The following is a 24658-nucleotide window of genomic DNA, read 5'->3' as shown; positions in this document are numbered from 1 at the left end:
TTAGCCTTCCTGGCATGCCGGCAGCGGGACGGTCTCATGTTCCGCGGCCGATCCGCGACGCAGGCCGAGGAAGACGACAAGGGCGGTGACGACGGTGATTGCCGCCAGCACGATCAGCAGCCTGTCGAACGCCGTCTCGTAGGCCTGGACCAAAGCAAGGGTGCTGGCCGTCGGCAGATGCTGCGCCGTTTCACCGACATTGCCGGTCACCAGCAACTGCGCTGCTGCTGCGGCATCCCTGGAAGATGCTCCCTGGGCGGCGAGCTGCGCGGCAGTGAAGCCCGACAGGATCGCCATGACGATCGCCACCGCCACACCCTCGCAGGCGACACGCGTGGTGTTGAATATGCCGACCGCCATGCCGGCGCGCTCCCGCGGCACGACGCTGACGGCAAGCCCGTCCATCAATCCCCAGGGCAGGGCGATGCCGACGCCGATCAGCACCAGCGGCGCCACCAGTGCGACGTCGACCGGTGGTGTCAGGCTCAGCCAGACGAGGCCGGCGGCGGCGATGAGCAGGCCCGCGCCGCAGATCGTGGCCGGCGGGATCCAGCGCGCCAGCTGGCCGGCAAGCAAGGGCAGGATCAGCAACGGTCCCGACAGGCAGATCATCAATTGCCCGGCCTTGATCTCGCTCATCCCTTCGATGCCGATGAAACGGATCGGCAACAGCACGAGCAGGACGACGAAGCCATAGGCGGGTGCCGCCGCCAGAAACTGGACGCCTACGAAACGAGGAAAGCGAAACAGCGTGAGATCGAGCATCGGCCGGCGCACACGCCGCTCGACGATAACGAAGGCGGTGAAGAAGAGGATCGCCGCCGCGAGCAGGGCGATGACGAGGGGATCGGCCCAACCGCTCTGCGGCGCCTGCAGGACACCATAGGTCAGCGAGACCAGCGCTATGGTGAAGGTGCCGGCGCCCACCCAGTCGAGGCCGGTCGCGTCCGGGTCACGCGATTCCCTGATGGTGCGCAGGCCCAGCACTCCCGAGGCGATCGCCAGTGCTGCGACCAGAACAAAGATCGACCGCCAGCCGAATGCCGAGATGAGCAGGCCCGAGGCGATCGGACCGAAGGCGAGGCCGATGCCGAAACTGGTGCCGAGGAAGGAGAAGGCGCGCAGCCGCAGCGGCCCTTCGAATTCCTGGGCAAGCGCCGAGGCGCCGCCGGCGAAGGCCAGGGCACTGCCGATCCCTTGCACGGCTCTGAAGATGTCGAACCAGACGATGTCGGGCGCCAGCATGGCGCCGAGTGACGCCAGGACATAGAGGCAGAGGCCGGCAAGGAAGATGCGCTTGCGGCCGTGGTTGTCGGCCAGCGCTCCAGCCGCCATCAGGCTGGCGCCGAAGGTCAGCATGAAGGCGTTCGTCACCCAGTTGAGCGCGATCGGGCTGCCGCCGAGATCGGCCGCGATGCGGGAGAGTGCGACGGCCGGGCCGGTGAAGGTCAAGGGCATGGTCATCGCGGCAAGGCATACCGACAACAGCACGAGCCATCTCTCGGCCGAGCCGGTTGTGATCTTCGAGGTCATGGATTTTCCTATCTGAAGCAGCATCCGCCGGCATGCCGCGTGGGTCGTGGCGCCGGTCGTAACGACAAGATAAGTCGACGGCCTTTCAGGAAAAATGGTATTATATCTCCTGATATACCGGACTGAAACGCTCGAATGGAAGAATGCGATGGATCGTCTCAGTGGCCTCCTGGCCTTCGCTCGCACCGCCGAGTTCGGCAGTTTCATTGCCGCCGGGCGTGCGCTCGGCATTTCGGCTTCCGCTGTCGGCAAGAGCGTCGCGAGGCTCGAGCAGGAACTCGGCGTGCGGCTCTTGCAACGCAGCACGCGGCGCATCGGCCTGACGGAAGAGGGCAGGCTGTTCAACGAGCGGGTGCGGCGCATCCTCGACGACATCGACGACGCCGAGGCGATGCTGTCGCGGACGCGGGAGACGCCGCACGGACGGCTGCGCGTCTCGACCCCGATCGTCACCTATCATCTGCTTTTGCCGGTGCTGTCGGAGTTCATGGCGCGCTATCCCGAAATCGAGCTCGACATCGATTTCAACGATCGCATCGTCGACGTCATCGAGGAAGGCATCGACGTTGCCATTCGCAGCGGCCAACTGCCCGATTCACGATTGGTGTCGAGACCCGTTGCACCTTTTCGCATGCTGTTGTGCGCGGCGCCCTCCTATCTCGACCGCCACGGCACTCCCGGCGTGCCGGCGGATCTCATCAGCCATTTCGGCATAAACTTCCGCTTTCTCAACAGCGGCAGGCTGCTGGAATGGCCGTTCATCACCGGAAGCGCTGAGCCACAGATCCGCTCGATGCTGACCTGCAACAACATGGAAGCGTTGAAGGGCGCCACGATGGCCGGCCTCGGCATCGCCTGCATGCCCGATTTCCTGGTCCGCGAGGCGCTGCACGACGGCAAGCTGCGGATCGTCCTGGACGATCATATCGACGGCCGTGGCCAATTCAGGATGCTGTGGCCCTCCAATCGCCATCTGTCACCGAAGGTGCGCGTCTTCGTCGATTTCCTTCCCGAACGCCTTTCGGCGCCGCGATAGCCGGCCAGCGGGCACGAGCTCTGCCGGCCAGACGACACGGGCTTTGGTCGGCCTGAGGTCACGGCCTTGTGATTGCCAAATGTGAAGTTAAACTTTGAAGTTTACCTTCATATCTGCTACAAAGCAGCCATGAAGGATCAATTGCCTCCGCAGAACGACCCCGAAACTATGCATGCGATGGCTTTGGCGGCCGAGCTTCGGGTCGTCGCCGGCAGGCTGATCCGGCGCCTGCGTGAACAGGCAGGCGACGGCGATCTGACCTCGTCGCAGAAGTCGGTGGTGCTGCATCTTGACCGAGAGGGTCCGGCGACGGTCACGACGCTGGCGCGCGCTCAGGATATGCGTCCGCAATCGATGGGCGCCATTGTCTCGGCTCTGCAAATGGCCGGTCTGGTGGAAGGGGCGCCGGATCCGGCCGATGGCCGGCAGACCCTGCTGTCGCTCACATCAGCCTGCCGGGACATGATCGCGACCGGACGGGCGGCAAGGCAGGATTGGTTGTTCCGCGCCATTCAATCGAAGCTTGACAGCGAGGAGCAGCAGCAACTCGCAGGCGCCGTCGAACTGCTCAGCCGCCTCGCCGACTTCTGACCAATCGTCTGGCGCGCCGCTGTTTCAATCATCGGAAGGAAAATAGGGATGGCAGTCACCACGCTTGACCAGAAAACTGCACTCGTCGTCATCGACCTGCAGAAGGGCATCGTCTCCTTGCCCACTGTCCATCCAATGGCTGAGATCGTGGAACAGGCCTGCACACTCGCCGAAGCGTTCCGCGGCGGCGGCTTGCCGGTCGTGCTGGTCAACGTTGCCGGCGCGCCTTCCGGCCGGACGGAGCAGGCGCCTCGCGTGCGGGAATTTCCGGCCGGCTGGGCTGATCTTGTCCCTGAGTTGAAGCAGCAGCCGAGCGACCACATCGTGACCAAACGCACGGCGGGCGCCTTCGTCAACACCGACCTCGAAGCCTGGCTGAAAGGCGAGGGCGTCACCCAGGTGGTGATCGTCGGCGTCTCCACCAGCATGGGCGTCGAAGCGACAGCGCGCCATGCCCGTGATCTCGGCTTCAACGTTACGCTGGCGCTGGACGCCATGACCGACATGAGCCTCGATGCCCACGCCGCCAGCATCGCGCACGACACGGGACATTCTTGATCTCCTGACAAAAAGGAGCGCCTGACGATGCAATGGATTGACTGCGTGGCCTATTTCTTCGGTGGCGCCGTGCTGACGAATGCCGTGCCGCATTTTGTCAGCGGCGTGATGGGACGGCCGTTTCAAAGCCCCTTCGCCACACCGCGTGGCCAGGGCCATTCCTCCTCGACAGTGAACGTTCTGTGGGGATTTCTCAACCTCGCGATCGGCTATCTTCTGGTGCTCCGTGTCGGAGGTTTCGATCTGCGATCCACGGCTGACGTACTCGCGTTGGGGCTGGGCACCCTCCTCATGGGGGTGATGACGGCGCGCATGTTCGGCCGCTTCAACGGCGGCAATTCCCCGGCCGACGGATGAGCGCTGCGGCAAAAGGCACGTTCCGTTCGCTGGCCAACTTCAACTACCGGATCTGGGCCGGCGGCGCGATCGTGTCCAATGTGGGGACGTGGATGCAGCGCACCGCGCAGGACTGGCTGGTGCTGACGCAACTGACCCACAACAACGCGACCGCCATGGGTGTGGTGATGGCGCTGCAGTTCGCGCCGCAGATCCTTCTGCTGCCATGGACGGGCTTTGCCGCCGATCATCTCGATAGGCGCAAGCTGCTGCTCGCCACGCAGGGCGCCATGGGCCTGCTTGCGCTCGGCCTTGGCCTGCTCACCGTCTCCGGACTGGTGCAGTTGTGGCAGGTCTATGTCTTCGCCTTCCTGCTCGGCTGCACGACAGCGTTCGATGCGCCGGCGCGCCAGACATTCGTCTCGGATCTGGTCGGCGAGAAAGACCTGTCGAACGCCGTGGCGCTGAATTCCACCTCATTCAATGCGGCGCGGATGATTGGCCCTGCCGTCGCCGGTGTCCTGATCGCGTCCGTCGGCTCCGGCTGGGTCTTCCTGATCAACGCGGCCTCGTTTGCCGCTGTGCTCTCTTCGCTTGGCCTGCTGCGTGTCGGTGAACTGCATCTGAAGGACAAGGCGTTGCCAAGCCGGGGGAGCCTTGCTGATGGCTTCCGCTATGTCTGGAAGCGCTCCGACCTTCGAGCCATCCTTCTGATACTTTTCCTGATCGGCACGTTCGGGCTCAACTTCCCGATCTTCATTTCGACCATGTCCGTCTCCGTCTTTCACGCGGGCGCCAGCCAGTACGGGCTGTTGACGTCGACCATGGCGATCGGATCGGTCACCGGCGCACTGCTTGCCGCAAGGCGCGAGCAGCCTCGACTGGCGTTTCTTCTTGTGGGTGCCGCGATCTTCGGCCTCGGTTTCGCGCTGGCTGCGGTGATGCCAAATTACTGGCTGTTCGGCCTTACGCTTGTCGTCATCGGCGTCTCCGCGCAGACGATGACCACCTCGACGATCAGCCTTGTGCAACTCTCCACCGAGCCTGCCATGCGCGGGCGTGTGATGGCGATACTGCTGGCCGTAGCGCTGGGTGGCACTCCGGTCGGCGCGCCGCTGGTTGGTTGGGTAGCCGATCATGTCGGCCCGCGCTGGGCGCTTGGCGTGGGCGCTGTTGCCGGCTTTGCGGCTGTTATCGTCGGGGTCCGCTATCTCGTGACGTATCGCCACCTGCGCGTGCGGATCGAGGCAGGGCGTCTGCGCTTCGGCCTAGATGATGGCAAAGCCGAGCCAGCATAGGCCTCCCTCTCCAGCGCCCTTATAAAATATGATTACTGAAGTCATGTTTCCTGTGGAAACCCCGACAGCGCTGTGGCATGCCCGACGATAGCGACGAGGCCAGGATCTTTCGGCGGCTTCGTTTGAACCGCTATTGAAGGATTTCAGCGATGGATCAATTGAGTGCGCAAACCCGGATCAGCGACGCGGCGATCATATCAGCGATCGAGCATCTGCGCGCCGAGCACGGCGAATTCGAGATCGAAACCGGCGCTGCCGATCGCTGGGAGCTTCGCCTGTATTATGGGTCGTTGAGCGCCACGCTCGAAGGCGATGCCATGCTGATCCACGTCGCGGCTACGGACGAAACCTGCCTGTCCTATATGAAGATGACGGTTGCCGGCCATGTCGCCCAGCATCTCGGCGCGGCCAGTGGATTGCGCTGGCAAGGCGACGGCAGCGATGCCGGCACGCCGGTCTTCTTCCGCGAGATAACGGTGATGTCGTCGATGCGGATTTCGCCGCACATGCAGCGCCTGCGCTTCGCCGGTGCGGATCTCGACCGCTTCAGCCATGGCGGCCTGCACATGCGGCTGCTGTTGCCGCCGCGTGGCCGGCGGCCGGTCTGGCCCTCCATGGGCACTGACGGCCTGCTTGTCTGGCCCACGGGCGTGGATGCGCTAACCGTCCGAGTCTACACGATCCGGGCAATCGATGCGGCAAGCGGCTGGCTCGATGTCGATTTTGTGCTGCATCCCGGCCAGGATACGCCAGCCGCCGTCTTCGCGCAGAATGCTCGGGCGGGAGACGTGATCGGCATGATCGGACCCGGTGGCGGCGATGCGCCGGAGGCGCGGACCCTGCTTCTCGTCGGTGACGACACCGCGCTGCCAGCTATCGGCAGGATCCTCGAGCAGCTGCCGCCGTCAACCCGAGTGGAGGCGCTCATCGAAGTCGATGGTCCGGATGATCGGATCGAGCTGCCGCAAGGCGGGAACATCGACATCACCTGGCTCTACCGGCATGGCCGCGAGGCCGGCGCCACCGGCCTGCTGCCGGCCGCGCTCAGGGAGCGCAGCCACGCCGCACTTGCCGACGGTCTCTTCGTCTGGGCCGGATGCGAATTCGCCGACTTCCGCGAGATCCGTAAGATCGTGCGCAAGGAATGGGGCCTGCCCCGCGACAGGCATCTGGTCACCGCCTATTGGCGCCGTGGCGCGCCGGGCGAGAATGGGGGCGGCGAGGAATAAGGCGCCGCCGGCGCCGAAGCAGGTCAGTCCCGGATGCTTCTGGCCACCAGCCGCGCGACGCTCGGGCCGACCAGCAGCACGATCAGGAAGCGCGCCGATTGCAGCGCCATGACGAAGGAGATGTCGACGTTTTGCGCCGCGGCGGCGATGATGGCAACGCTGTCCATGCCGCCGGGGCTGGTCGCCAGATAGGCGGTCAGCGGATCGATGCCCAAGAGATGGCTGATCAGGAAGGCGAGCCCGCCGCAAAAGGCGATCAGCGCCACGATCGAGGCGATGATCTGCGGCAATGCACGCGTCGCATGGCGCAGGATCGGCTTGGTGAAGTTGAGCCCGATCGACCAGCCGACCATGGCGTAGCTGACCGCCAGCAGCCAAGGCGGCAATTGTATTTCAACCCCCAGGCCGAGATGGATGACGGTGCCGAAGATGAAGGTGCCGAGGAAGAAGGGCGAGGGCAGCCGGCACAGCTTACCCGCCAGCCCGCCGACCAGCGCGATGCCTGACGTAGCGGCGAAGGCCTGGGCATCGATCGGCGGAAACCAGACGATGGCCGGGACTTCGATGCCCGATGTGTCGACCCACATCTTGGCGACGATCGCCGCAGTCATCGAAACGAAAATGACGCGCAGATACTGCATGAAGGCGACGAGGCGCTGGTCGGCGCCGAATGCGCCAGCCATCAGCACCATGGCGGTGGCTGCACCCGGCGAGGAGCCCCAGACGGCGGTGGTGCCGGGCAGGATGCGCCAGCGGCTGATCAGCCAGCCAAGCAGGCTGGAGGCCGCGACAGTGGCGATCACCACGCCAAGGAAGAGCGGCCATTCCTGATAGAAGACGGGAAAGATGTCAGCCGAGATCGACGCGGCGACAAGGCAGCCGACGATTGCCTGGGCGGAGCCGAACAGCAGGCGCGGCACGCGCACCGTGGCGCCATTGGTGCCGGCGACGATGGCCGCCAGCATCGGCCCGATCAGCAGCGCCGCCGGCAGAGCGGCGAGTTCGAGCGCACCGGCAAACAGCGCGGAGATGGTGAGCAGGATCAGCCATTGCCAGGGCCTGCCGATCCGCGCCATACGCTCAATGGCGGGCTGGTCAGGAGGCTGCTGCGCCGAGGAATCCATTTCTCGGTCTTAGACGCGAAGCGGGGCTATGCGAACCCCGCCGTGCTGAAAAAGCTGAACGCAGGTCTCAGCCCGTCTTGCCGTCAACCAACCCGAAGCCGCCGACGGGATGGGTTTCCACCTGGAACTCGAAGCCGGCGATGAAGGGGCGTGCCTTGGCGATGGCCGCCTGGACTTCCGGAAGCTGCAGCGAGGCCTTGTGGCTTTCGGCGTCGGTCCACACTTCAGTGACCCAGATCGCATCGGCATCCGCAGGGTCGCGGGCGATGATGTAACTCAGGCAACCGGGCAGGGCGCCGGTGCTGTCGCGCAGCACGTCCATGACCGCGTCGCGCTGGCCGCGCGATGCCCGCATCTTGCCGATCAGTCCGTACATTCTGTTGTCTCCCTTCAAAGTCTCCGACAAGAGTATGCGGGCTTTCAGTATGCAGATAGCCGGTCACGGCATCAACTGGCCGCCGTTCACCTCGATCACCTGGCCGGTGATATAGCCGCTCAACAGATCGGACGAGAGGAACAGATAGGCGCCGACGCAATCTTCGGCGGTGCCGGCGCGCCCCTGCGGAATGGTGGCGACCATGCCCCTTATCTGCTCCTCGGTCGAATAGCGCTCATGGAAGGGTGTGAGTATGACGCCCGGCGCCACCGCGTTGACGCGGATGCCGAAGCCGATCAGTTCCTTGGCCATGCCGCGCGTGACATTGGAAACGAACGCCTTGGCCGAACCATATAGCCCGGCGCCGCCGGCGGCGCCGTTGCGGGCGGCGATCGACGAGGTGTTGACGATGAAGCCGCCCTGTTTCTTCAGCCACGGCATTGCCTTGCGTGAGGCGGTCAGCACCGAGCGTGCATTGAGGTCCATCACCGCGTCGTAATGCGCTTCGGTCTGTTCGGCATAGGGCACGCGGCCAAGCATGCCGCCGGCATTGTTGACCAGCCCGTCGAGGCGGCCGAAATGCTGGGCACTGTCCTCGACGACGCGTTCGACATCGGCGGAAATGGAGAAATCGCCTTGAACAAGGAAGACCTCGCCGCCACCGTCGGCAATGGTCTTGCCGAGCTTCTCGGCGGCATCGCGGCTTGAATTGTAGTGCAGCGCCACCCTGGATTTCTGCGCGGCGTAGGCCAGCGCGAGCGCCGCGCCGATGCCGGTCGAGGCACCGGTGATCAGTACCGCCTTGCCGGCGAGATCGGGAATGGTAAGCGCGGTCGTGGCGGGCACTGCTGGTCCTCCGGAGGGTTCAACGAGACCAGCCGTTCCCGGCCCCGGAGTCAAGACTGTGCACTATGGCCTGAGATAGGCATAGCCCTGGCTTTGCAGTTCCACGAGCTTGACGACGCCGCCCTTGTCGGCGGCATGGAAACCGGCGAGCAGGTCGGCGAGCGAAATGTCCATGCCCTGCATGGTGTTGGCGCAGGCCTGCGGCTCGAGCCCCTGCTGCACCAGGCCGGCGAAGCGGCCGGAGACTGCGGCCGATATGCCTTTCGACTTGAAGGCGGCCAGGGCCGGGCCATGCACGACCAGCACGATGTCGACATTGCCGCCGGTGCCCTCATAGTGGTTCTTGATGTTGCCGAGCACGAAATTGACCTTGTCCAGATCGCTGAGGTGATAGGCGACCTTCAGCCGTGTGGTTTCCGTGGCTGCCGCCTGCACAACCCGCAGGCCAAGAAATGTTCCGGTTCCGGCAAGAACCGCGCGGAACATGTCGCGCCGGCGCATGGCATCCTCCCTGGATTTCACCGCGATTTGCGTGGCTCCGGCCGCAATACTAGCATAACTTGACGCTACGTCCTGTCGATGCGAGGAGAGGTCACATGACGTTCAGGGTAGGGGCATGGAAGACAATTGCGAGCGCCGGATTTGGCGTTGCGCTGCTCGGTTTGCTGGCAGGCACAGCCGTCGCCGACGACGCGCTCAAACTTAGGGAACTCAGCCCGAACGGCGCGGACGCCTGTTTCGGCCGGGTCTATGACGCGGCGCACCTCAAGGCGCATCCGAAGCAGAAGGTGGCGCGGATCTTCTTCTACTACGGCCATGACCCGGTTAGCAGGCCGAACGAGGAACCGGCCGCGAATTCCGACACCTCCTATAATGGCTTCGTCACCACCACGGTGCGCGGCGCCAAGGCGCCGCAATGGGCAAGCGGCTGGTGCAATCACGAATCCGAGGACGGCACATCGGGCCCGATCCGCTGCGGCATGGATTGCGACCGTACGCTGGCGTCGCTGAAGGTCGACGACAAGGGCCGGGTGCTGCTGTCCGACCTGTCGCCCGATATCTACCTCGATCCGGACTCGGAGGAGCAACTCGGCAAGGCGGAATACGACAGGCAGGCGCTCGGCTCGGAGGACGACAATTTCCGCCTCGACCCGATGCCGGCGGCGACCTGCAAGGCGGAGTTCGCGCGCATCGATCCGATCGATCCGGCGCTGGGGGCGCCGCTGCGCGAGCGGCTGAAGCCCGACCAGCCCTTCTGCTATGGTCGCGATTACGATGCGGCGCATATGAGCTCGCATTCCAACCAACTGACGCAGTCGATCCGGGTGTTCCGCGGGCCGGTGGAACTCGCTTCCTACGCCTCTGGCGGTGACGTCGCCAACTGGCCCGACGGCGCCGACATTGCCGTCTCGGTCACCACGCGGCTGAAATCGGGCAAGGTCACGCAGACCTATTCCTGCCAGGGCGAGGCCGACCAGTGGCGCTGTGCCGCGAGCTCGAAGATGAGCGATTTTTCCTGCGACATCGCGCAGAAGGAAATCTTCCTCAAGCGCGGCGCCAACGGCATGATGATGCTGGCAAATCCCAACAGCAGCCTGGCGATCGTCGATCTCTGCTCGAAGGCCGCCGACGGCAAGACGAAGTCGGACGACAAGGTCTATCGGCTGGAACCAATGCCGCAATCGGCTTGTGCGCCTTAATCACTATAGCAGCTATTTGGCAATCAACATGATGCGTCGCAGCTTTCTTGGTTTTCTGACTTCCTTGGCCTTCATCGGTGCCGCTAACGCTGAAGGCGAGGCTGAGGCTCGCAAGGCGGCCTCAACAGCGCAGTTGAAGAAGGAGGGCGTGCCCTTCATTGACCATTTGCCGACGATCGAAACCGCAGCCGAAAGTCGGCGACGGACGAGGGACGAGGTGGTTAAGCGCGCCATCGCACTAGTGATCGTGGCCGTCAAAGGGGAGACCAATGATCGAAATCTTGTAAGCAACTTGATCAGCCAGTTTGGAGCAGAAGGGTTTTTTACGCCCAAAGAGCAAGCGTTTGTCGGTAACACCGTTGCAACCGAGCAAGATCGGGCAAATTTTAGCTGGCGCTATGAAGGGGCTTTCGTAATGTTGTGGGCGTTGCAAGTCTTCAAAGACCTTGGGCGTCCAGATAGGCCTTGCGATGTGTCGCGTGTGGTTTCGATGTTGCATGACCTCGACACGGAAGGGCTGCTCAAGCGGGCCAATTTGCGTTCGCAAAGCGACCTTCTCGATGCTGCCGATCTGATCTATCGGTACGATTGGGCTGTGGTGGATGCGCGGGTGAATGGGAAAGCCGCGCCGGCAGGATTGGAACGAGACGTGGTTGTCGAACGTCATTACGCGCTCAATTGGCTGATTGGGTATATGGGGCAGGAATGGGATGACATCTCGACCGACACATGATGAGCCGGTCGCAAGCGGGGTGCTACCTTGGATCGGACTTCGCTTGCCGAGTTTGGATTTGACGAGCTTAGACGGTTCCTGACGGTTTTGCCGAGGCCGAGTTGGCGCGCCCTTGATCAGCAGGCGCGGCCCGATTTGGAGACCTTATTCAGGAACCAACGCCTGGATGGAGCCATTCAAGGGTTACCTCTCATGGCGGTAATGGCGCGATCGATCCGGCGAGGTCGGCAGATCCTCGCCCGAGGATGATGCCCTGAGTTTTTTCTCAAGCAAACGGCACCGCCGTCGTCCCCTTCGGCAGCTTCGCCTCATCATCGGGCTCGACGTGGATGGTGACGCGCACCGAGGGGATTTCGGCTCTCAGCGCGTCCTCGATGCGGTCGCAGATGACGTGGCTGGCGCCGACCGTCATGTCGGCGTCGACGACCAGATGAAACTCGATGAAGGTGGCGCGGCCGGCGATGCGGGTTTTCAGGTCATGCACCTCCAGCGCGCCCTTGCAGTTGGCGGAGATGATGTCGCGGATGCGCATGTGTTCGGCGGTGTCGACGGCGCGGTCCATCAATCCGTTCATCGAAGAGCCGATGACATGCCAGCCCTGCCACAGGATGTTGAGCGCGACGATGACGGCAAGCGCGGGATCAAGGATCTGCCAGCCGGTCAGGATTGCCCCGACCAGGCCGCCGAAGACGCCGATCGAGGTGACGACGTCGGTCATGATGTGATTGCCGTCGGCGACCAGCGCCGGCGATTTCTCGGCCCGGCCGACGCGGATCAGCGTCCAGGCCCAGAAGGCATTGATGACCGTGGCGATACCGTTGACGGCAAGGCCGTTCCAGGGCTTTTCCAGCGGCGCCGGCGCCTGCCAGGAGCGCCAGACCTCGTTGAGGATCAAAAGTGCGGCGAGCACGATCAGCACGCCTTCCAGCACCGCCGAGAAATACTCGGCCTTGTGGTGACCGAAGGGGTGGTCCTGGTCGGCCGGCTTGTAGCTGACCTGGATCGCCCAAAAGGCGGCGCCCGAGGCAATGACGTTGACGATCGATTCCAACGCATCGGAATAGAGCGCTACCGAGCCGGTGATGTACCAGGCGGCTGCTTTCAGCGCGAGCACGACAAAGGCGACCACGATCGACCAGAAGGCAAGGTTGGCAACCTTGCGCTTCGCGGCCGCCTTGGCTGCGATCGCCATCGTGTTCTCGGCTTCGGCCATCGAGGTCAGGCTGCCTTTTCCTTGGCCTTGCGCGGCAGATGGGCGACGATGTTTTCGATGATGCGCATGCCGGCGTTGTGGCCGAGCGTCATGATCGATTCCGGGTGGAACTGCACCGCGGCAATCGGCTCCTTGCGGTGCTCGAAGGCCATGATGACGCCGTCCTCCGTCTCCGCCGTGACGATGAAGTCGTCAGGCAGCCGCACCGGATCAGCAAAGATCGAGTGGTAGCGGCCGACGGTCACTTCCTTGGGCAGACCGGAGAAGATGATGCCGGGCTTGGAGACGCGGATGCGCGAGGGCTTGCCATGCATGGGAATATGCAGCTGGCGCAGCTCCCCGCCATAGGCCTCGGCCAGCGCCTGCAGGCCAAGGCAGACGCCGAAGATCGGCAGGTCGCGGGCGCGCGCCTTCTTGATGGTCGCGGCACAGTCAAAATCCTTCGGCGTGCCCGGTCCGGGCGACAGCACGACGAGGTCGGGCTTGAGCCGCTCGAACACTTCCTCAGGCACCGGCGTGCGCACGGTCGAGACATTGGCGCCGGTCTGGCGGAAGTAGTTGGCCAGCGTGTGGACGAAGGAGTCTTCGTGGTCGACGAGCAGGATGTTGACGCCGTCGCCGACGCGCGCGGTGGTGCGCTCGGTGCTGGCGGCATTGCCCAATTTAGCGTCGCGAATGGCGGAGAGCATGGCGGATGCCTTCAATTCGGTTTCGGCTTCTTCTTCCTCGGGAATGCTGTCGAAGAGCAGCGTGGCGCCGGCGCGCACCTCGGCGATGCCGTCCTTGATGCGGATGGTGCGCAAGGTCAGGCCGGTGTTCATGTCGCCGTTGAAGTTGACCATGCCGATCGCGCCGCCATACCAGGCACGCGGGCTCTTCTCGTTCTGCTCGATGAAGCGCATGGCCCACAGTTTCGGCGCGCCGGTGACGGTGACCGCCCAGGCGTGCGACAGGAAGGCGTCGAAGGCATCCATGCCTTCGCGCAGCCGGCCCTCGATGTGGTCGACGGTGTGGATCAGGCGCGAATACATCTCGATCTGGCGCCGCCCGATGACGCGCACCGAGCCCGGCTCGCAAACCCTGGACTTGTCGTTGCGGTCGACGTCCGAGCACATCGTCAGCTCGGACTCGTCCTTCTTGGAGTTGAGCAGTTTCAGGATCTGCTCGCTATCGGAAATGGCGTCGTCACCGCGCTTGATGGTACCTGAAATCGGGCAGGTCTCGACGCGGCGGCCGTTGACGCGCACGAACATTTCGGGCGAGGCGCCGATCAGATATTCGCCTTCGCCGAGATTGATGAAGAAAGAATAGGGCGAGGGGTTGATCGACTTCAGCTTGCGCGAAATCTCGGACGGCTGCGTCTCGCAGCGCTCATAGAACATCTGCCCGGGCACGACCTCGAACAGATCGCCGCGCTTGAACGAATCCATCGCCTTGCGCACCAGATTGGCATATTCGCCCGGCTCATGGTCGCCGCGCGGCGGGATGCGGTCGGCGGTCTTGAACGGCTCGGCGATTTCGTCGCGCGACAGGCCTTCGGTCGAAAAACCCTCGCCTGAATAGTCGTAGCGGTCGGTCCAGGCCTTGGCTGAATAATGGTCGACGACCAGGATCTCGTCGGGCAGGAACAGGACGAGGTCACGCTGGCTCGGCTTGCGCTCGAGCTTGTAGTCGACCGGGTCGAACTGGAAGGCGAGGTCGTAACCGAAGGCGCCATAGAGGCCGAGATTGGCATCTTCAGCGGTTTTGAACAAAGCAGTGATGGCACGCAGCACGGTAAACACCGAAGGAACGCGGCTGCGTTCCTCCTCGGTGAAGACCCTGCCGGGCTTGGCGACGTCGAGGCGTATCAGCTTCTTCGTCGTCTCTGCGATGGTGATGTCGGCCAGGCCACTGAGCGTCTTGCCGATCACCGGCAACAGCGCTTCGCCACGGCCGTTCAGCGCCTCGATGCGCATGGCGCGGCCGCGCGCCGAGATCACCAAAGGCGGGTCGATGATGGCGGTGTCCCAGCGCGTATAGCGGCCGGGATATTCGTAATTCGAGGAAAACACCGCGCCGCGCCGCGAATTCAGCCCGTCGACATAGGTGTCGATCGCGCCCGCATAGGGCCGGTCGTGGCGCTCGCGGGTGATGGTTATGCCACCCCCGGTCACGAAACGTTCAGCACCGTTGTCCAGAACCTGCATCGTCATTGCCGTCTCCATCTGGCTTGTTGGGCAACGGACCCGGGACTGGCTTGGAAAAAACAAATGGCCGCCCGGACTTTCCGTTGCGGCCACCCTCTCTTTTCACGCACGCGCGTTCGAACAGGCCGCTGTCAGCAGGCCCACCACCAAATGGTCTTGGTCGAACGCATGTTCATGGCGAAATCCATAGCGGCGAAAAACCGGATGCGCAACAGGTTTGAAAAGTCTGTTCGGTGGCCGCTGCTTCCCAGGCCCATGGCACATCGCCAGGGCCGATGGTCCCGACTAGGCTGGATATCCAACACCATGAAGACGGGAAGACACCAATGACCGAACAGGCCGAGCGCGCGCGGACGTTCCATTCCCTTCACGTCAAGGGCAACCCGATCGTTCTCTACAATGCCTGGGATCCGGGCTCGGCGAAGATCGTCGAGAAGGCCGGCGCCAAGGCGATCGCCACCGGAAGCTGGCCGGTCGCGGCCGCGTTTGGCTATGCCGACGGCGAGAAAATTCCGCTGGAGCTGGCGCTCGACAACATCAAGCGCATCGTCGGTGCGGTGGACCTGCCCGTCACCATGGACCTCGAGGGCGGCTACGGCGTCGATCCGGAATTCGTTGCTCGCACGGTGACGTTGGCGTTGCGCGCCGGCGCCATCGGTTTCAATTTCGAAGATCAGATTGTCGGCGGCAGCGGCCTGCACGACATCGACGTCCAGGTAACGCGCATCGAAGCCGCCGCCGCTGCCGTGAAGGCTTCCGGCATTCCGGCATTCCTAAACGCACGCACCGACATTTTTCTCAAGGCGAAGCCGGACGCGCATGACGACGAACTGCTCGATCAGGCCATCGAGCGGGCGCAGGCCTATGAAAAGGCCGGAGCGAATGGCTTTTTCGCGCCGGGTCTTGGCGACGAGGGCTTGATCGAGACGCTCTGCAAGTCGACGAACCTGCCGGTAAACATCATCGCGCTGGCGCATGTGCCGCGGCGCCAGCGGCTGGCCGAACTCGGCGTCGCCCGCATCAGCCACGGCCCTGTGCCGTATCGGCAGATGGCGGAATGGCTGGAGGCCAAGGCGCGGTTGGCCATTTCTGGTTAGGTCAGTCTTCCAGCGTCCCTGACCTGGCATCGGCGCTCTTCCTGTCGCCGACCAGCTTTAAAAGATCCTCGCCGGCGCGGATGATGCGGCGCGAGCGGCGGGTCAGGATGATGCCGTCCTGCGGCGCGAACACTTCGGCGCGACCGTCGGTCTCGCCCGGCGCGTGGACGATGGTGGCGAGGCGATCGCCCCTGGCGACGCGGTCGCCGGGTTTTACGTCGTAGAGGACAGCACCAGCCCGGGGCGCCGGCATCATGTCGATGTTTTCCAACGGAGCGACGACGCCTTTGAACGGGCTGGGCGCAGGGAGCGCGCTGTCGGTGACCACGCCGCGCGCCACCAGCAGCCGGTAGAGGCCTTCGGCGTCGGCGGCAGCCAGCGCGCCGTCGACGTCGAGGATGCCGCGATATTCGACGGTGGTTGCGACGCGGCGGTCGAACTTCGCCACATCGGCGGGAACGTTCTGGTAGGGCATGATCGAGGCGCCCTCGAAGGTGCCGTCGCTGTCCTCGCTCCACAGCACCACCGCATCGACGCTCATGGCGGCGGCGCAATCGGCCATGGCCGGCCACAGGCTGGTGTGGATGTAGAGATAGGCAAGGCCTTCGTCGTCGCAATGCAGGTCGAGAACGATGTCGTGGCCGAGCGAGAGCTGCACCAGGCGTGACTTCAGGCGCTGGTCGGCGCCACCAAAGCTGGTGTCGGGTAAAAGCTTGGCGTCGGGCGCAGTGAGCAGCGGAAAGGCGCGGTTGAAATTGGTGCGGGTGCCCAGGTGAAAGCGGCCCTGATGCTCGCCGAAATGATATTGCGCACGGCCGATCGGGTTGGCCCAGGGCACAATGGTGATGTTGCCCTTGATGCGGCCCTCGGCCGCGGCCTTGTTCAGCGCCGGCATCAGCGCGTCGATGGCGACGACGCCCGGCAGTTCGCCAGCATGAAGGGCCGCCTGCAGATAGGCTGAGGGTGCCGCCTTGTCGGCGCCGGCGAACCGGAACACCGGGAATTCGTAGGAAACGCCCTCGCTGTCACCGGCAATGCGTTCGATCGATTTCTGCATGACTTCCTCCATTAGAGCGAGAAGACATGCCCATTTGAGGCTATCGATGTCGATTGGTCCAGCCGGCCGCGCTATGGGCGCAAGGGTAGTCTTTTGCCTTGCTGCATGTCGTTGCCCCAAAACCGCTACGCACTTTTGGGCGACAGGCAGTTACTCCGCGGCAGCCTGAAGCGGGACCGGCGCGCGCCGGTCCAAGGCTTGCGACAGGACCGCAACGGTGACCGCCAGCAAAGCGAGCACCGCGCCGACCAGGGGCAGGTGGGCGTAGGAAACGCCGGCCGATAAAGCCACGCCGCCGATCCAGGCACCGCTGGCATTGCCGACATTGAAGGCGCCCTGGTTGAGTGTGGCGGCAAGGTTCGGTCCTTCCGAGGCCGCCTCGACGACGCGGATCTGCAGCGGCGGCACGACGACGAAGATCAGCAGGCCCCAGAGGAAGACGATGCCGATGGCGACGCTGGCGATGGCGCCGAACTGCATGAAGCCAACGAACAGCACCGCCATCAACAGCAGCGTGCCGATGACCGTCGGCATCAGCTTCCAGTCCGCCAGCCGGCCGCCGATGATGTTGCCGATCGTCATGCCGGCGCCGAACAGCAGCAGCACCCAGGTAACCGCAGAGGTCGACAGGCCGGACACGTCGGTCAGGTACGGCTTGATGTAAGTGAACACGGCAAACAGGCTGGCCGAGGCCAGCGAAGCGATCAGCATCGCCAGCCAGACCTGCAATTTGCCCAGCACCCGCAATTCGCCGCGCAGGCCGCCGCCGCTTGGTTCGGCGACATTTGACGGCACCAGCCAGGCTATTGCCGCGACCGAGATCAGGCCGATGCCGACCACGGCGATGAATGTGGCGCGCCAGCCGAAGGCTTCGCCAAGGGCGGTGCCGGCGGGAACGCCCAGAATGTTTGAAAGCGTCAGGCCGGCAAACATCAGCGCCATGGCGCTGGCGCGCTTGTTGCGCGGCACCAGGCTGGCGGCGACGACCGAGCCGATACCGAAGAAAGCGCCGTGGCCAAAAGCAGTGAAGACGCGCGCGGCCATCAGCGTCCAATAGTCAGGCGCGATGGCGCAGAACAGATTGCCGACGACGAACGAAGCCGTCAGCCCGACCAGCACAGGCTTGCGCGGCAGATGCGCGGTGGCCATGGCGACGATCGGAGCGCCGAAGACGACGCCGAGCGCATAGCCAGTGACCAGCAGGCCTGCCGAAGGGATCGATACGCCGAGGTCGGCAGCGACCTCGGGCAGCAGGCCCATAATGACAAATTCGGTGGTGCCGATGCAGAAGGACGCAATGGCAAGCGCAAGGATCGGCAAAGGCATGGGGCGTCCAGACTGAATCGGTTCAATCCGGAGATTGCGCGAGGAGTTGAGCTATGCGCAATACACATTGCTGCAATGCACCGATGCAGAAAGTCCAGAGCTCGAAGTGTCTCAGACCAGCGGTTTCAGCTCCTGGGCGATAGTGGGCAGCAGTTCGGAGACATTGGGATGGATATGCACGGCGCGCGCCAGCGTGTCGACCGGTGCCTTGGCGTACATCAAATCGAGCACGCTATGCACCGCCTCGTCGCCACCTGGGCCGAGCACCGAACAGCCGAGGATCTCCCTGGTGTCGGCATCGACCAGGATCTTCATGAAGCCTTGCGTCTCACCCTTTTCGACGGCGCGTCCGACGCGGGTCATCGGCCGCTGACCGACCAGCGCCCGGCGTCCGGATTTCTTCACCGCCGCCTCGGTCATGCCGCAGCGGCCGAGCGGCGGGTCGATGTAAAGCGCGTAGGCCTCGATGCGGTCGCTCACCTTGCGAGGATCATTGTCGAGCAGATTGGCGGCGACGATCTCGTAGTCGTTGTAGGAGGTGTGGGTGAAGGCGCCCTTGCCGTTGCAATCGCCCATCGCCCAGATGCCGGGCACGCTGGTGCGCAACTGGTCGTCGACCGTGACGAAGCCGCGACTGTCGACCGCGACACCGGCTTTATCGAGGCCGAGATCGTCGGTGTTGGGCACCCGCCCGAGAGCCAGCAACACGTGCGAGCCGAAGGCCGGCGGCTTGCCGGCCGAGAAGGTCACGGCAATATCCCCGCCCTGCTTGGTGAAGCCGATGTCGTCGGCACCGACATGGACGGCGATGCCTTCGTTTTCGAGGATCGACAGGATGGCGGCGGAGACATCCTCATCCTCGCGGCCGGTGAGGCGCGGGCTCTTTTCGATGACGGTGACTTCACTGCCAAAGCGGCGGAACATCTGCGCGAATTCTAGTGAGATGTAGCTGCCGCCGACAACGATGAGGTGGCGCGGCAAGACGTCGAGATCCATCATCGAGGAATTGGTCAGGTAGTCGATGTCGTGGATGCCGGGCAGGTCGGGCACCGAAGCGCGGCCGCCGGTGTTGAGGAAGATTTTTTGGGCGGTCAAAAGGTCGTCGCCGACGCGCACCGTGTTGGCGGATTCGAAGCGAGCATGGCCTCGGTAAAGCGTGCATTTGTCCATGCCGGCGATCCAGCTTTCCAGCCCGGTGCGGGAGGCGCCCGAGACCTTGTCCTTGCGCGCCTTGATCTTGGCATAATCGACGCCGACGGGGCCGGAGATCGTCACGCCATAGTCGGCGGCGCGCCGCGCCAAATGCGCGGCATAGGCGCTCGCCACCATTGTCTTGGTCGGGATGCAGCCGGTGTTGACGCAGGTGCCGCCGACCAGCTTGCGCTCGATCAGCGCCACGCTCATGCCGGCTGCGTTCAGCCTGCCGGCCAGCGGTGTGCCGGCCTGTCCTGCGCCGATGATGATGGCGTCGAAGCTTTTTGCCGTCATGCCACCGCCGCCACGATCAGCAGGCCGCCGATGATCGCCACCGCGTCCTCGATGAAGGCAGCGGGCGGGTCCTTGCCGAAGGCGGCCGCCAGCCGGCCGCGCACTTCAGCACCGCCATATGTGCCGATGACCGCGCCGATGGCGCCGGCGATCAGCCCGCCGATGGTGGAACCACCCGTTGCGCCGATCACCGCGCCGGTGAAGGCGCCCATGATGATGCGGGCGCCGAACTGCTGCGGCACTTTGCGGCTCGGCGTCGACGGCAGCTGGTCGGTGACCAGTTCGACGATGGCGAGGATGGTGAAGATGCCGACGGCGGCCCAATGGCTCATGAAGCTCGCCCAGGTGCCGGCGACCGGCAGCCAGCCAAGATAGGCCCCCCAGGCGACTGCCGCCGGCGCCGTCATGGCGCGCAGACCGGCAATGACGCCGATCAGAAGTGCAAGAAGATAGAGCATATTGATCCCCTCGATCCCGGCCAGGACGGCCTTGAGACGGCAGGCTACCATAGGTCCGATATTTGACCAGTACTTGGATTGGCGCTTTTCTGCTGGCCGCAACTATGCTTTGCAATGACGTCAATTGGAGACCCCGCCATGGCTGGAAGCGAGCGCGCGAAGATGGCGGCCAGCGAATGGTATACGTGCCTCGATGACGAGCTGGAGGCCTTGCGCGTCACCGCCCGCGACGCCGTGTTCGAGCACAATTCATTGCCGCCCAGGCAGCGCGGAAATCTTGGGCCGGGCTTGAAGGCATTGCTTGGCGGCGTGGGTGAGGGCACCCGCATCGAGGCGCCGTTCCATTGCGCCTATGGTTTGAACATTTTCCTCGGCGACAGCGTCTTCCTCAATGCCGGCTGCACCATCCTCGACACGGCGCCGGTGCGCATCGGCAAGCGAACGCTGCTCGGCCCCAACGTGCAGATCTACTGCGCCGAGCACCACAAGGAGGCTGCCGGCCGGCAAGCGGGGCTGGAGATCGCCAGGCCGGTCGAGATCGGCGCCCATGCCTGGATCGGCGGTTCAGCCATCATCCTTGGCGGCGTCAGCATCGGCGAGGGCGCCATCGTCGGCGCCGGTGCTGTGGTTACCCGCGATGTACCTGCAAACACGACAGTGGTCGGCAATCCGGCGCGGCCGGTTAAGCGCGACTGAAGTCCTGGCGCAAGCGATCAGGCGTGCCCATGCGCTCACCTTGGTCCGCTCGCCTGGAGAATTCCCGCCGATACTGCACCGGCGATGTCCGCAGCCTCGCAGCGAAATGCTGGCGCAGCGAGGTGGCGCTGCCGAAGCCGGCTTCGAAGGCAACGATGTCCATCGATTTTTCAGTGGCTTCCAGCAGGCGCTGCGCCAGTTCGATGCGCTGGCTGATCAGCCAATCGCCAAAACTGGTGCCGATCGATTTCTGGAAGCGGCGACTGAAGGTGCGCCGGGTCAGGCCGGCCGCTTCGGCGACGCTGTCGAGGCTGTGCGTCTCGCCTAGTGTCGTGCGCACGGCGTCGAGCGCCCTAGTGAAGCGGTCGGCTTTCGCGCCTTTTGCCACCGGGCGTTCGATGAACTGCGCCTGTCCGCCCTGCCGGTGCGGGGACAGGACGATCTGGCGAGCGAGCCGGAGTGCTGCCTCCGCGCCATAGCGGGCGCGCACGATGTGGAGGCAGCAGTCGAGGCCGGCGGCGACGCCGGCCGAAGTCACGACATCGCCATTGTCGACATAGAGCACTGTCGGGTCGACATCGATGTCGGGATGGAGTTCCTGCAACTGCTCTGCATAGGCCCAGTGCGTCGCAGCAATGCGGCCGGAGAGCAGCCCGGCGGCGGCAATGGCGAAGGTTCCAAGGCACAGGCCGACGATCAATGCGCCGTGGCGGTGCGCCTGGCGCAGCGCCTCCACCAGCAACGGCGACGGCGGCTCGCCAAGACGATACCAGCTTGGGATGATGACGATGTCGGCACCGTCGAACCCTTCGAGCCCATGCGGCGCGGCAACGGTCAATCCGGCCTCGGTGTGGACCGGGCCGGCCTTGGCCGCGCAGATGCGGAAGTCGAAGCGCGGCAGGCCGAGCTTCGTCCTGTCCTCCCCAAACACCAGGCATGGCACAGACAGATGAAACGGGCTGATGCCGTCGAAGGCGAGGACGGCAATGATCGGATCAGTCATTTGGGCTTCCTGCGGGTGAATGTGGATTGTCCCAATTCTTTTGAATGATGTCAATCGGGCCACTTTTGATCGTTGACCGGCCGGCCTATCTTCGGCCCATCGCATTCAAGCCGGAAAGGAAAACATCATGTCTGACCCAGCCAACACCACGCCGCGCCGGGCGCTGATCGTCATCGATGTCCAGAACGATTACGATGGTGGCAATCTGGCCATCCAGCACCCGCCGTTCCGCGACAGCGTCGTCAATGTGGCACGCGCCATGGATGCGGCTGCGGCCGCCGGCATCAAGGTCGTAGTGGTCAAGCAGATGGCGCCCGAGACGTCGCCGATCTTCGCCAAGGGCAGTCACGGCGGCGAACTGCATCCCGAAATCGCCAGGCGCAATCGCGACCACTATGTCGAGAAGATGCTGCCCTCGGCCTTCACCGGCACCGACCTTGAGGCGTGGCTGCGTGCCAACGCCATCGATACGCTTACGGTCGTTGGCTACATGACGCATAATTGCGACCTGTCGACCATCATCCACGCCGTGCATATGGGGTTTGCGGTCGAGTTCCTGTCCGATGCGACCGGCTCGGTGCCCTACGCCAACAGCGCCGGCTATGCCTCGGCCGAGGAGATCCATCGCGTGGTCACGATCATCCTGCAGTCGCGCTTCGCCGCGGTGCTGAAGACCGCCGAATGGGTCGAATGCCTGAAGAGCGGCGCCTTGCCGGAGCGCGACACGATCTATGCGTCCAATCAGCGGGCGCTGGCGCGCAGCGCGGCGTAGGACCACTCAGCAAACAAAAGGGCGCCGCATCGCTGCGGCGCCCTTCGCTTTTTGGGAACTGAAGGATCTTAGAACAGGCCTTCGATCTGGCCGGCCTCGTTGAGGAAGATCTTTTCCGAGGACGGTGCCTTGGGCAGGCCGGGCATGGTCATGACCTCACCGCAGATGATGACGACGAAGCCCGCGCCGGCCGAAAGCCTGACTTCGCGCACCGGCACGGTGTGGCCGGTCGGCGCGCCGCGCAGGTTCGGGTCGGTCGAGAAGGAATACTGGGTCTTGGCCATGCAGACCGGCAAATGGCCGTAGCCGGCGTCTTCCCAGGCCTTGAGCTGGTCGCGCACCGACTTGTCGGCGATCGCTTCCGAGCCGCGATAGATGCGCTGGACGATGGTGTTGATCTTCTCGAACAGCGGCATCGCGTCGGGATAGAGCGGCGCGAATTGCGAGGCGCCGGATTCGGCCAGCGCCACCACCTTGTTGGCAAGCTCCTCGATGCCGGCCGAGCCCTTGGCCCAGTGCTTGCACAGGATTGCCTCTTCGCCCATCGAGGCGACATAGTCCTTCATCGCCTGGATCTCGGCGTCGGTGTCGGAATAGAAGTGGTTGATGGCAACCACCGCCGGCACGCCGAACTGCCTGATGTTCTCGATGTGGCGGCCAAGGTTGGCGCAGCCCTTCTTGACGGCCTCGACGTTTTCCTTGCCGAGGTCTTCCTTCTTGACGCCGCCATTCATCTTCATGGCGCGCACGGTGGCGACGATGACGGCGGCTGCCGGCTTGAGGCCCGCCTTGCGGCATTTGATGTCGAAGAATTTCTCGGCACCGAGATCAGCGCCGAAGCCGGCTTCGGTGACGACATAGTCGGCGAGCTTCAGAGCCGTCGTGGTGGCGACGACCGAGTTGCAGCCATGCGCGATGTTGGCGAACGGTCCGCCATGGACGAAAGCCGGGTTGTTCTCCAGCGTCTGCACGAGATTGGGCTGCATGGCGTCCTTGAGCAGAACAGCCATGGCGCCGTCGGCCTTGAGGTCGCGGGCGTAGACCGGCGACTTGTCGCGGCGGTAGGCGACGATGATGTCGCCGAGGCGCTTTTCCAGATCCTTCAGGTCGTTCGACAGGCAGAGGATTGCCATGACTTCCGAGGCGACGGTGATGTCGAAGCCGGCCTCGCGGGGGAAACCATTGGCGACACCGCCGAGTGAGCAGATGATTTCGCGCAGCGCGCGGTCGTTCATGTCCATGACGCGGCGCCAGACGACGCGGCGGGTGTCGATGCCGAGCTCATTGCCCCAGTAGATGTGGTTGTCGATCAGCGCTGAAAGCAGATTGTGCGCGGTGGTGATGGCGTGGAAGTCGCCGGTGAAGTGGAGGTTCATGTCCTCCATCGGCACGACCTGCGCGTAGCCGCCGCCGGCGGCACCGCCCTTGACGCCGAAGTTCGGGCCAAGCGAAGCCTCGCGGATGCAGACGATCGCCTTCTTGCCGATGCGGTTGAGGCCATCGCCGAGGCCGACGGTGGTGGTGGTCTTGCCTTCGCCGGCCGGGGTCGGGTTGATGGCGGTGACCAGGATCAGCTTGCCGTCCTTGTTGCCCTTCACCGATTTGATGAATTCGGCGGAGATTTTGGCCTTGTCGTGGCCATAAGGCAGCAGATGCTCAGTCGGGATGCCGATCTTCTGGCCGATCTCCTGGATCTGCTTTTTCTTGGCGCCGCGCGCGATCTCGATGTCGGACTTCACTTCGGCCATGACGGCTTTCCTCTGGATTGAACGGTGGAGGGGACGGGGTTGGTCTCACTCGCAAGCAGGCTGGAACCGGGCGCGCGGGCATGTTCTAACCCTGTCGCTGCCGTGGCGTCAACTTCCATGCAACTATGTTTCCTATAGAGAAAATTCTTCCGCGGCGGCCGACCTGTCCTCGGTTCTTTCTGGCTCCGCTTGCCGCGCCGTATAGAAGCCAGAGCAAGGGCGCTTCCGCCGTCTCAAAACAGCCGCACAAT

General features: G+C 64.0%; 24 protein-coding genes. 11 read left to right on the top strand and 13 right to left on the bottom strand.

Annotated features, from left to right (window positions below):
• Nucleotides 1–1533: an MFS transporter gene (locus tag AC1DX4_RS08145; protein WP_477219840.1), complete on the bottom strand. Its 1533-nt coding sequence runs from the start codon at nt 1531–1533 to the stop codon at nt 1–3.
• 148 nt (nt 1534–1681) lie between these two features.
• Here AC1DX4_RS08145 and AC1DX4_RS08140 point away from each other — a divergent pair, with 148 nt between their 5' ends.
• From AC1DX4_RS08140 to AC1DX4_RS08115, 6 genes are all read left to right on the top strand, one after another.
• The gene (locus tag AC1DX4_RS08140) at nt 1682–2569 is read left to right on the top strand and encodes a LysR family transcriptional regulator (RefSeq protein ID WP_477219839.1); all 888 of its coding nucleotides are present in this window, start codon (nt 1682–1684) and stop codon (nt 2567–2569) included.
• A 129-nt stretch (nt 2570–2698) separates the two neighbouring features.
• Nucleotides 2699–3160 (top strand): MarR family winged helix-turn-helix transcriptional regulator, encoded by a 462-nt coding sequence (locus AC1DX4_RS08135; protein WP_477220280.1) that lies wholly within the window; start codon nt 2699–2701, stop codon nt 3158–3160.
• 48 nt (nt 3161–3208) lie between these two features.
• The gene (locus tag AC1DX4_RS08130; RefSeq protein ID WP_477219838.1) at nt 3209–3718 is read left to right on the top strand and encodes a cysteine hydrolase family protein; all 510 of its coding nucleotides are present in this window, start codon (nt 3209–3211) and stop codon (nt 3716–3718) included.
• Nucleotides 3719–3745: 27 nt separating this feature from the next.
• The gene (locus AC1DX4_RS08125) at nt 3746–4075 is read left to right on the top strand and encodes a hypothetical protein (RefSeq protein WP_477219837.1); all 330 of its coding nucleotides are present in this window, start codon (nt 3746–3748) and stop codon (nt 4073–4075) included.
• On the top strand, nt 4072–5352 hold the full coding sequence (locus tag AC1DX4_RS08120) for an MFS transporter (RefSeq protein WP_477219836.1): 1281 nt from the start codon (nt 4072–4074) through the stop codon (nt 5350–5352). The genes AC1DX4_RS08125 and AC1DX4_RS08120 overlap by 4 nt, the downstream gene beginning before the upstream one ends.
• A 149-nt stretch (nt 5353–5501) precedes the next feature.
• The gene (locus tag AC1DX4_RS08115) at nt 5502–6581 is read left to right on the top strand and encodes a siderophore-interacting protein (RefSeq protein ID WP_477219835.1); all 1080 of its coding nucleotides are present in this window, start codon (nt 5502–5504) and stop codon (nt 6579–6581) included.
• A gap of 23 nt (nt 6582–6604) precedes the next feature.
• Here AC1DX4_RS08115 and AC1DX4_RS08110 read toward each other — a convergent pair whose 3' ends face one another.
• From AC1DX4_RS08110 to AC1DX4_RS08095, 4 genes are all read right to left on the bottom strand, one after another.
• On the bottom strand, nt 6605–7705 hold the full coding sequence (locus tag AC1DX4_RS08110) for an AbrB family transcriptional regulator (protein WP_477219834.1): 1101 nt from the start codon (nt 7703–7705) through the stop codon (nt 6605–6607).
• A gap of 67 nt (nt 7706–7772) precedes the next feature.
• Entirely contained in the window at nt 7773–8081 is a 309-nt protein-coding gene (locus AC1DX4_RS08105) for a putative quinol monooxygenase (RefSeq protein ID WP_477219833.1), read from the bottom strand.
• Between the two features lie 63 nt (nt 8082–8144).
• Nucleotides 8145–8927, bottom strand: coding sequence for an SDR family NAD(P)-dependent oxidoreductase (locus tag AC1DX4_RS08100; RefSeq protein ID WP_477219832.1), 783 nt, complete (start codon nt 8925–8927; stop codon nt 8145–8147).
• Nucleotides 8928–8990: 63 nt separating this feature from the next.
• A complete protein-coding gene (locus tag AC1DX4_RS08095; RefSeq protein ID WP_477219831.1) occupies nt 8991–9428 on the bottom strand; it encodes a DsrE family protein in 438 nt (145 codons plus the stop codon).
• 95 nt (nt 9429–9523) lie between these two features.
• Here AC1DX4_RS08095 and AC1DX4_RS08090 point away from each other — a divergent pair, with 95 nt between their 5' ends.
• Together AC1DX4_RS08090 and AC1DX4_RS08085 are read left to right on the top strand one after the other, a co-directional pair.
• Nucleotides 9524–10627: a hypothetical protein gene (locus AC1DX4_RS08090; protein ID WP_477219830.1), complete on the top strand. Its 1104-nt coding sequence runs from the start codon at nt 9524–9526 to the stop codon at nt 10625–10627.
• Nucleotides 10628–10655: 28 nt separating this feature from the next.
• The gene (locus AC1DX4_RS08085; protein ID WP_477219829.1) at nt 10656–11360 is read left to right on the top strand and encodes a DUF4272 domain-containing protein; all 705 of its coding nucleotides are present in this window, start codon (nt 10656–10658) and stop codon (nt 11358–11360) included.
• A 265-nt stretch (nt 11361–11625) separates the two neighbouring features.
• On the opposite strand, the gene AC1DX4_RS08080 is transcribed toward AC1DX4_RS08085, so the two are convergent.
• Together AC1DX4_RS08080 and AC1DX4_RS08075 are read right to left on the bottom strand one after the other, a co-directional pair.
• Nucleotides 11626–12573, bottom strand: coding sequence for a cation diffusion facilitator family transporter (locus AC1DX4_RS08080; protein ID WP_477219828.1), 948 nt, complete (start codon nt 12571–12573; stop codon nt 11626–11628).
• Between the two features lie 5 nt (nt 12574–12578).
• Entirely contained in the window at nt 12579–14768 is a 2190-nt protein-coding gene (locus AC1DX4_RS08075; protein WP_477219827.1) for an anthranilate synthase, read from the bottom strand.
• Between the two features lie 320 nt (nt 14769–15088).
• Between AC1DX4_RS08075 and AC1DX4_RS08070 the strand changes: the two genes are divergently transcribed.
• Nucleotides 15089–15859 carry an isocitrate lyase/PEP mutase family protein gene (locus AC1DX4_RS08070; protein ID WP_477219826.1) on the top strand — a complete coding sequence of 257 codons (771 nt, stop codon included), beginning with the start codon at nt 15089–15091 and terminating at the stop codon, nt 15857–15859.
• A gap of 1 nt (nt 15860) precedes the next feature.
• On the opposite strand, the gene AC1DX4_RS08065 is transcribed toward AC1DX4_RS08070, so the two are convergent.
• The 4 genes from AC1DX4_RS08065 to AC1DX4_RS08050 form a co-directional block, all read right to left on the bottom strand.
• Complete coding sequence (locus tag AC1DX4_RS08065; RefSeq protein ID WP_477219825.1) at nt 15861–16916, bottom strand: peptidase M14; 1056 nt, start codon at nt 16914–16916, stop codon at nt 15861–15863.
• 150 nt (nt 16917–17066) lie between these two features.
• Nucleotides 17067–18242 carry an MFS transporter gene (locus tag AC1DX4_RS08060; protein ID WP_477219824.1) on the bottom strand — a complete coding sequence of 392 codons (1176 nt, stop codon included), beginning with the start codon at nt 18240–18242 and terminating at the stop codon, nt 17067–17069.
• A gap of 111 nt (nt 18243–18353) precedes the next feature.
• A complete protein-coding gene (locus tag AC1DX4_RS08055) occupies nt 18354–19730 on the bottom strand; it encodes an FAD-containing oxidoreductase (protein ID WP_477219823.1) in 1377 nt (458 codons plus the stop codon).
• A complete protein-coding gene (locus AC1DX4_RS08050; RefSeq protein ID WP_477219822.1) occupies nt 19727–20188 on the bottom strand; it encodes a DUF4126 domain-containing protein in 462 nt (153 codons plus the stop codon). Before AC1DX4_RS08050 ends, AC1DX4_RS08055 begins: the two co-directional genes overlap by 4 nt.
• A 138-nt stretch (nt 20189–20326) precedes the next feature.
• Between AC1DX4_RS08050 and AC1DX4_RS08045 the strand changes: the two genes are divergently transcribed.
• Complete coding sequence (locus AC1DX4_RS08045) at nt 20327–20884, top strand: sugar O-acetyltransferase (RefSeq protein WP_477219821.1); 558 nt, start codon at nt 20327–20329, stop codon at nt 20882–20884.
• On the opposite strand, the gene AC1DX4_RS08040 is transcribed toward AC1DX4_RS08045, so the two are convergent.
• Nucleotides 20871–21887 (bottom strand): GlxA family transcriptional regulator, encoded by a 1017-nt coding sequence (locus tag AC1DX4_RS08040; RefSeq protein ID WP_477219820.1) that lies wholly within the window; start codon nt 21885–21887, stop codon nt 20871–20873. The two genes, AC1DX4_RS08045 and AC1DX4_RS08040, sit on opposite strands and share 14 nt — an antisense overlap.
• 127 nt (nt 21888–22014) lie before the next feature.
• Here AC1DX4_RS08040 and AC1DX4_RS08035 point away from each other — a divergent pair, with 127 nt between their 5' ends.
• Nucleotides 22015–22659 carry a cysteine hydrolase family protein gene (locus tag AC1DX4_RS08035; RefSeq protein WP_477219819.1) on the top strand — a complete coding sequence of 215 codons (645 nt, stop codon included), beginning with the start codon at nt 22015–22017 and terminating at the stop codon, nt 22657–22659.
• 68 nt (nt 22660–22727) lie between these two features.
• Here AC1DX4_RS08035 and AC1DX4_RS08030 read toward each other — a convergent pair whose 3' ends face one another.
• Nucleotides 22728–24407, bottom strand: a complete 1680-nt coding sequence (locus tag AC1DX4_RS08030; RefSeq protein WP_477219818.1) for a formate--tetrahydrofolate ligase — start codon at nt 24405–24407, stop codon at nt 22728–22730.
• Nucleotides 24408–24658: the final 251 nt, after the last annotated feature.

Source organism: Mesorhizobium sp. P3_A8, from assembly GCF_056402995.1.
The sequence above is the reverse complement of the archived record's forward strand: the minus strand, read 5'-3'. Positions and strand labels throughout refer to the sequence as shown.

Bases quoted from the DNA above. Each gene is read 5' to 3' on its own strand.
- AC1DX4_RS08115 (WP_477219835.1), top strand. From the start codon at position 5,502: ATGGATCAATTGAGTGCGCAAACCCGGATCAGCGACGCGGCGATCATA.
- AC1DX4_RS08145 (WP_477219840.1), bottom strand. From the start codon at position 1,533: ATGACCTCGAAGATCACAACCGGCTCGGCCGAGAGATGGCTCGTGCTG.
- AC1DX4_RS08095 (WP_477219831.1), bottom strand. From the start codon at position 9,428: ATGCGCCGGCGCGACATGTTCCGCGCGGTTCTTGCCGGAACCGGAACA.
- AC1DX4_RS08065 (WP_477219825.1), bottom strand. From the start codon at position 16,916: ATGCAGAAATCGATCGAACGCATTGCCGGTGACAGCGAGGGCGTTTCC.
- AC1DX4_RS08040 (WP_477219820.1), bottom strand. From the start codon at position 21,887: ATGACTGATCCGATCATTGCCGTCCTCGCCTTCGACGGCATCAGCCCG.
- AC1DX4_RS08030 (WP_477219818.1), bottom strand. From the start codon at position 24,407: ATGGCCGAAGTGAAGTCCGACATCGAGATCGCGCGCGGCGCCAAGAAA.
- AC1DX4_RS08140 (WP_477219839.1), top strand. From the start codon at position 1,682: ATGGATCGTCTCAGTGGCCTCCTGGCCTTCGCTCGCACCGCCGAGTTC.
- AC1DX4_RS08075 (WP_477219827.1), bottom strand. From the start codon at position 14,768: ATGACGATGCAGGTTCTGGACAACGGTGCTGAACGTTTCGTGACCGGG.
- AC1DX4_RS08120 (WP_477219836.1), top strand. From the start codon at position 4,072: ATGAGCGCTGCGGCAAAAGGCACGTTCCGTTCGCTGGCCAACTTCAAC.
- AC1DX4_RS08110 (WP_477219834.1), bottom strand. From the start codon at position 7,705: ATGGATTCCTCGGCGCAGCAGCCTCCTGACCAGCCCGCCATTGAGCGT.
- AC1DX4_RS08125 (WP_477219837.1), top strand. From the start codon at position 3,746: ATGCAATGGATTGACTGCGTGGCCTATTTCTTCGGTGGCGCCGTGCTG.
- AC1DX4_RS08055 (WP_477219823.1), bottom strand. From the start codon at position 19,730: ATGACGGCAAAAAGCTTCGACGCCATCATCATCGGCGCAGGACAGGCC.
- AC1DX4_RS08035 (WP_477219819.1), top strand. From the start codon at position 22,015: ATGTCTGACCCAGCCAACACCACGCCGCGCCGGGCGCTGATCGTCATC.
- AC1DX4_RS08070 (WP_477219826.1), top strand. From the start codon at position 15,089: ATGACCGAACAGGCCGAGCGCGCGCGGACGTTCCATTCCCTTCACGTC.
- AC1DX4_RS08105 (WP_477219833.1), bottom strand. From the start codon at position 8,081: ATGTACGGACTGATCGGCAAGATGCGGGCATCGCGCGGCCAGCGCGAC.
- AC1DX4_RS08135 (WP_477220280.1), top strand. From the start codon at position 2,699: ATGAAGGATCAATTGCCTCCGCAGAACGACCCCGAAACTATGCATGCG.
- AC1DX4_RS08080 (WP_477219828.1), bottom strand. From the start codon at position 12,573: ATGGCCGAAGCCGAGAACACGATGGCGATCGCAGCCAAGGCGGCCGCG.
- AC1DX4_RS08090 (WP_477219830.1), top strand. From the start codon at position 9,524: ATGACGTTCAGGGTAGGGGCATGGAAGACAATTGCGAGCGCCGGATTT.
- AC1DX4_RS08050 (WP_477219822.1), bottom strand. From the start codon at position 20,188: ATGCTCTATCTTCTTGCACTTCTGATCGGCGTCATTGCCGGTCTGCGC.
- AC1DX4_RS08130 (WP_477219838.1), top strand. From the start codon at position 3,209: ATGGCAGTCACCACGCTTGACCAGAAAACTGCACTCGTCGTCATCGAC.
- AC1DX4_RS08060 (WP_477219824.1), bottom strand. From the start codon at position 18,242: ATGCCTTTGCCGATCCTTGCGCTTGCCATTGCGTCCTTCTGCATCGGC.
- AC1DX4_RS08045 (WP_477219821.1), top strand. From the start codon at position 20,327: ATGGCTGGAAGCGAGCGCGCGAAGATGGCGGCCAGCGAATGGTATACG.
- AC1DX4_RS08085 (WP_477219829.1), top strand. From the start codon at position 10,656: ATGATGCGTCGCAGCTTTCTTGGTTTTCTGACTTCCTTGGCCTTCATC.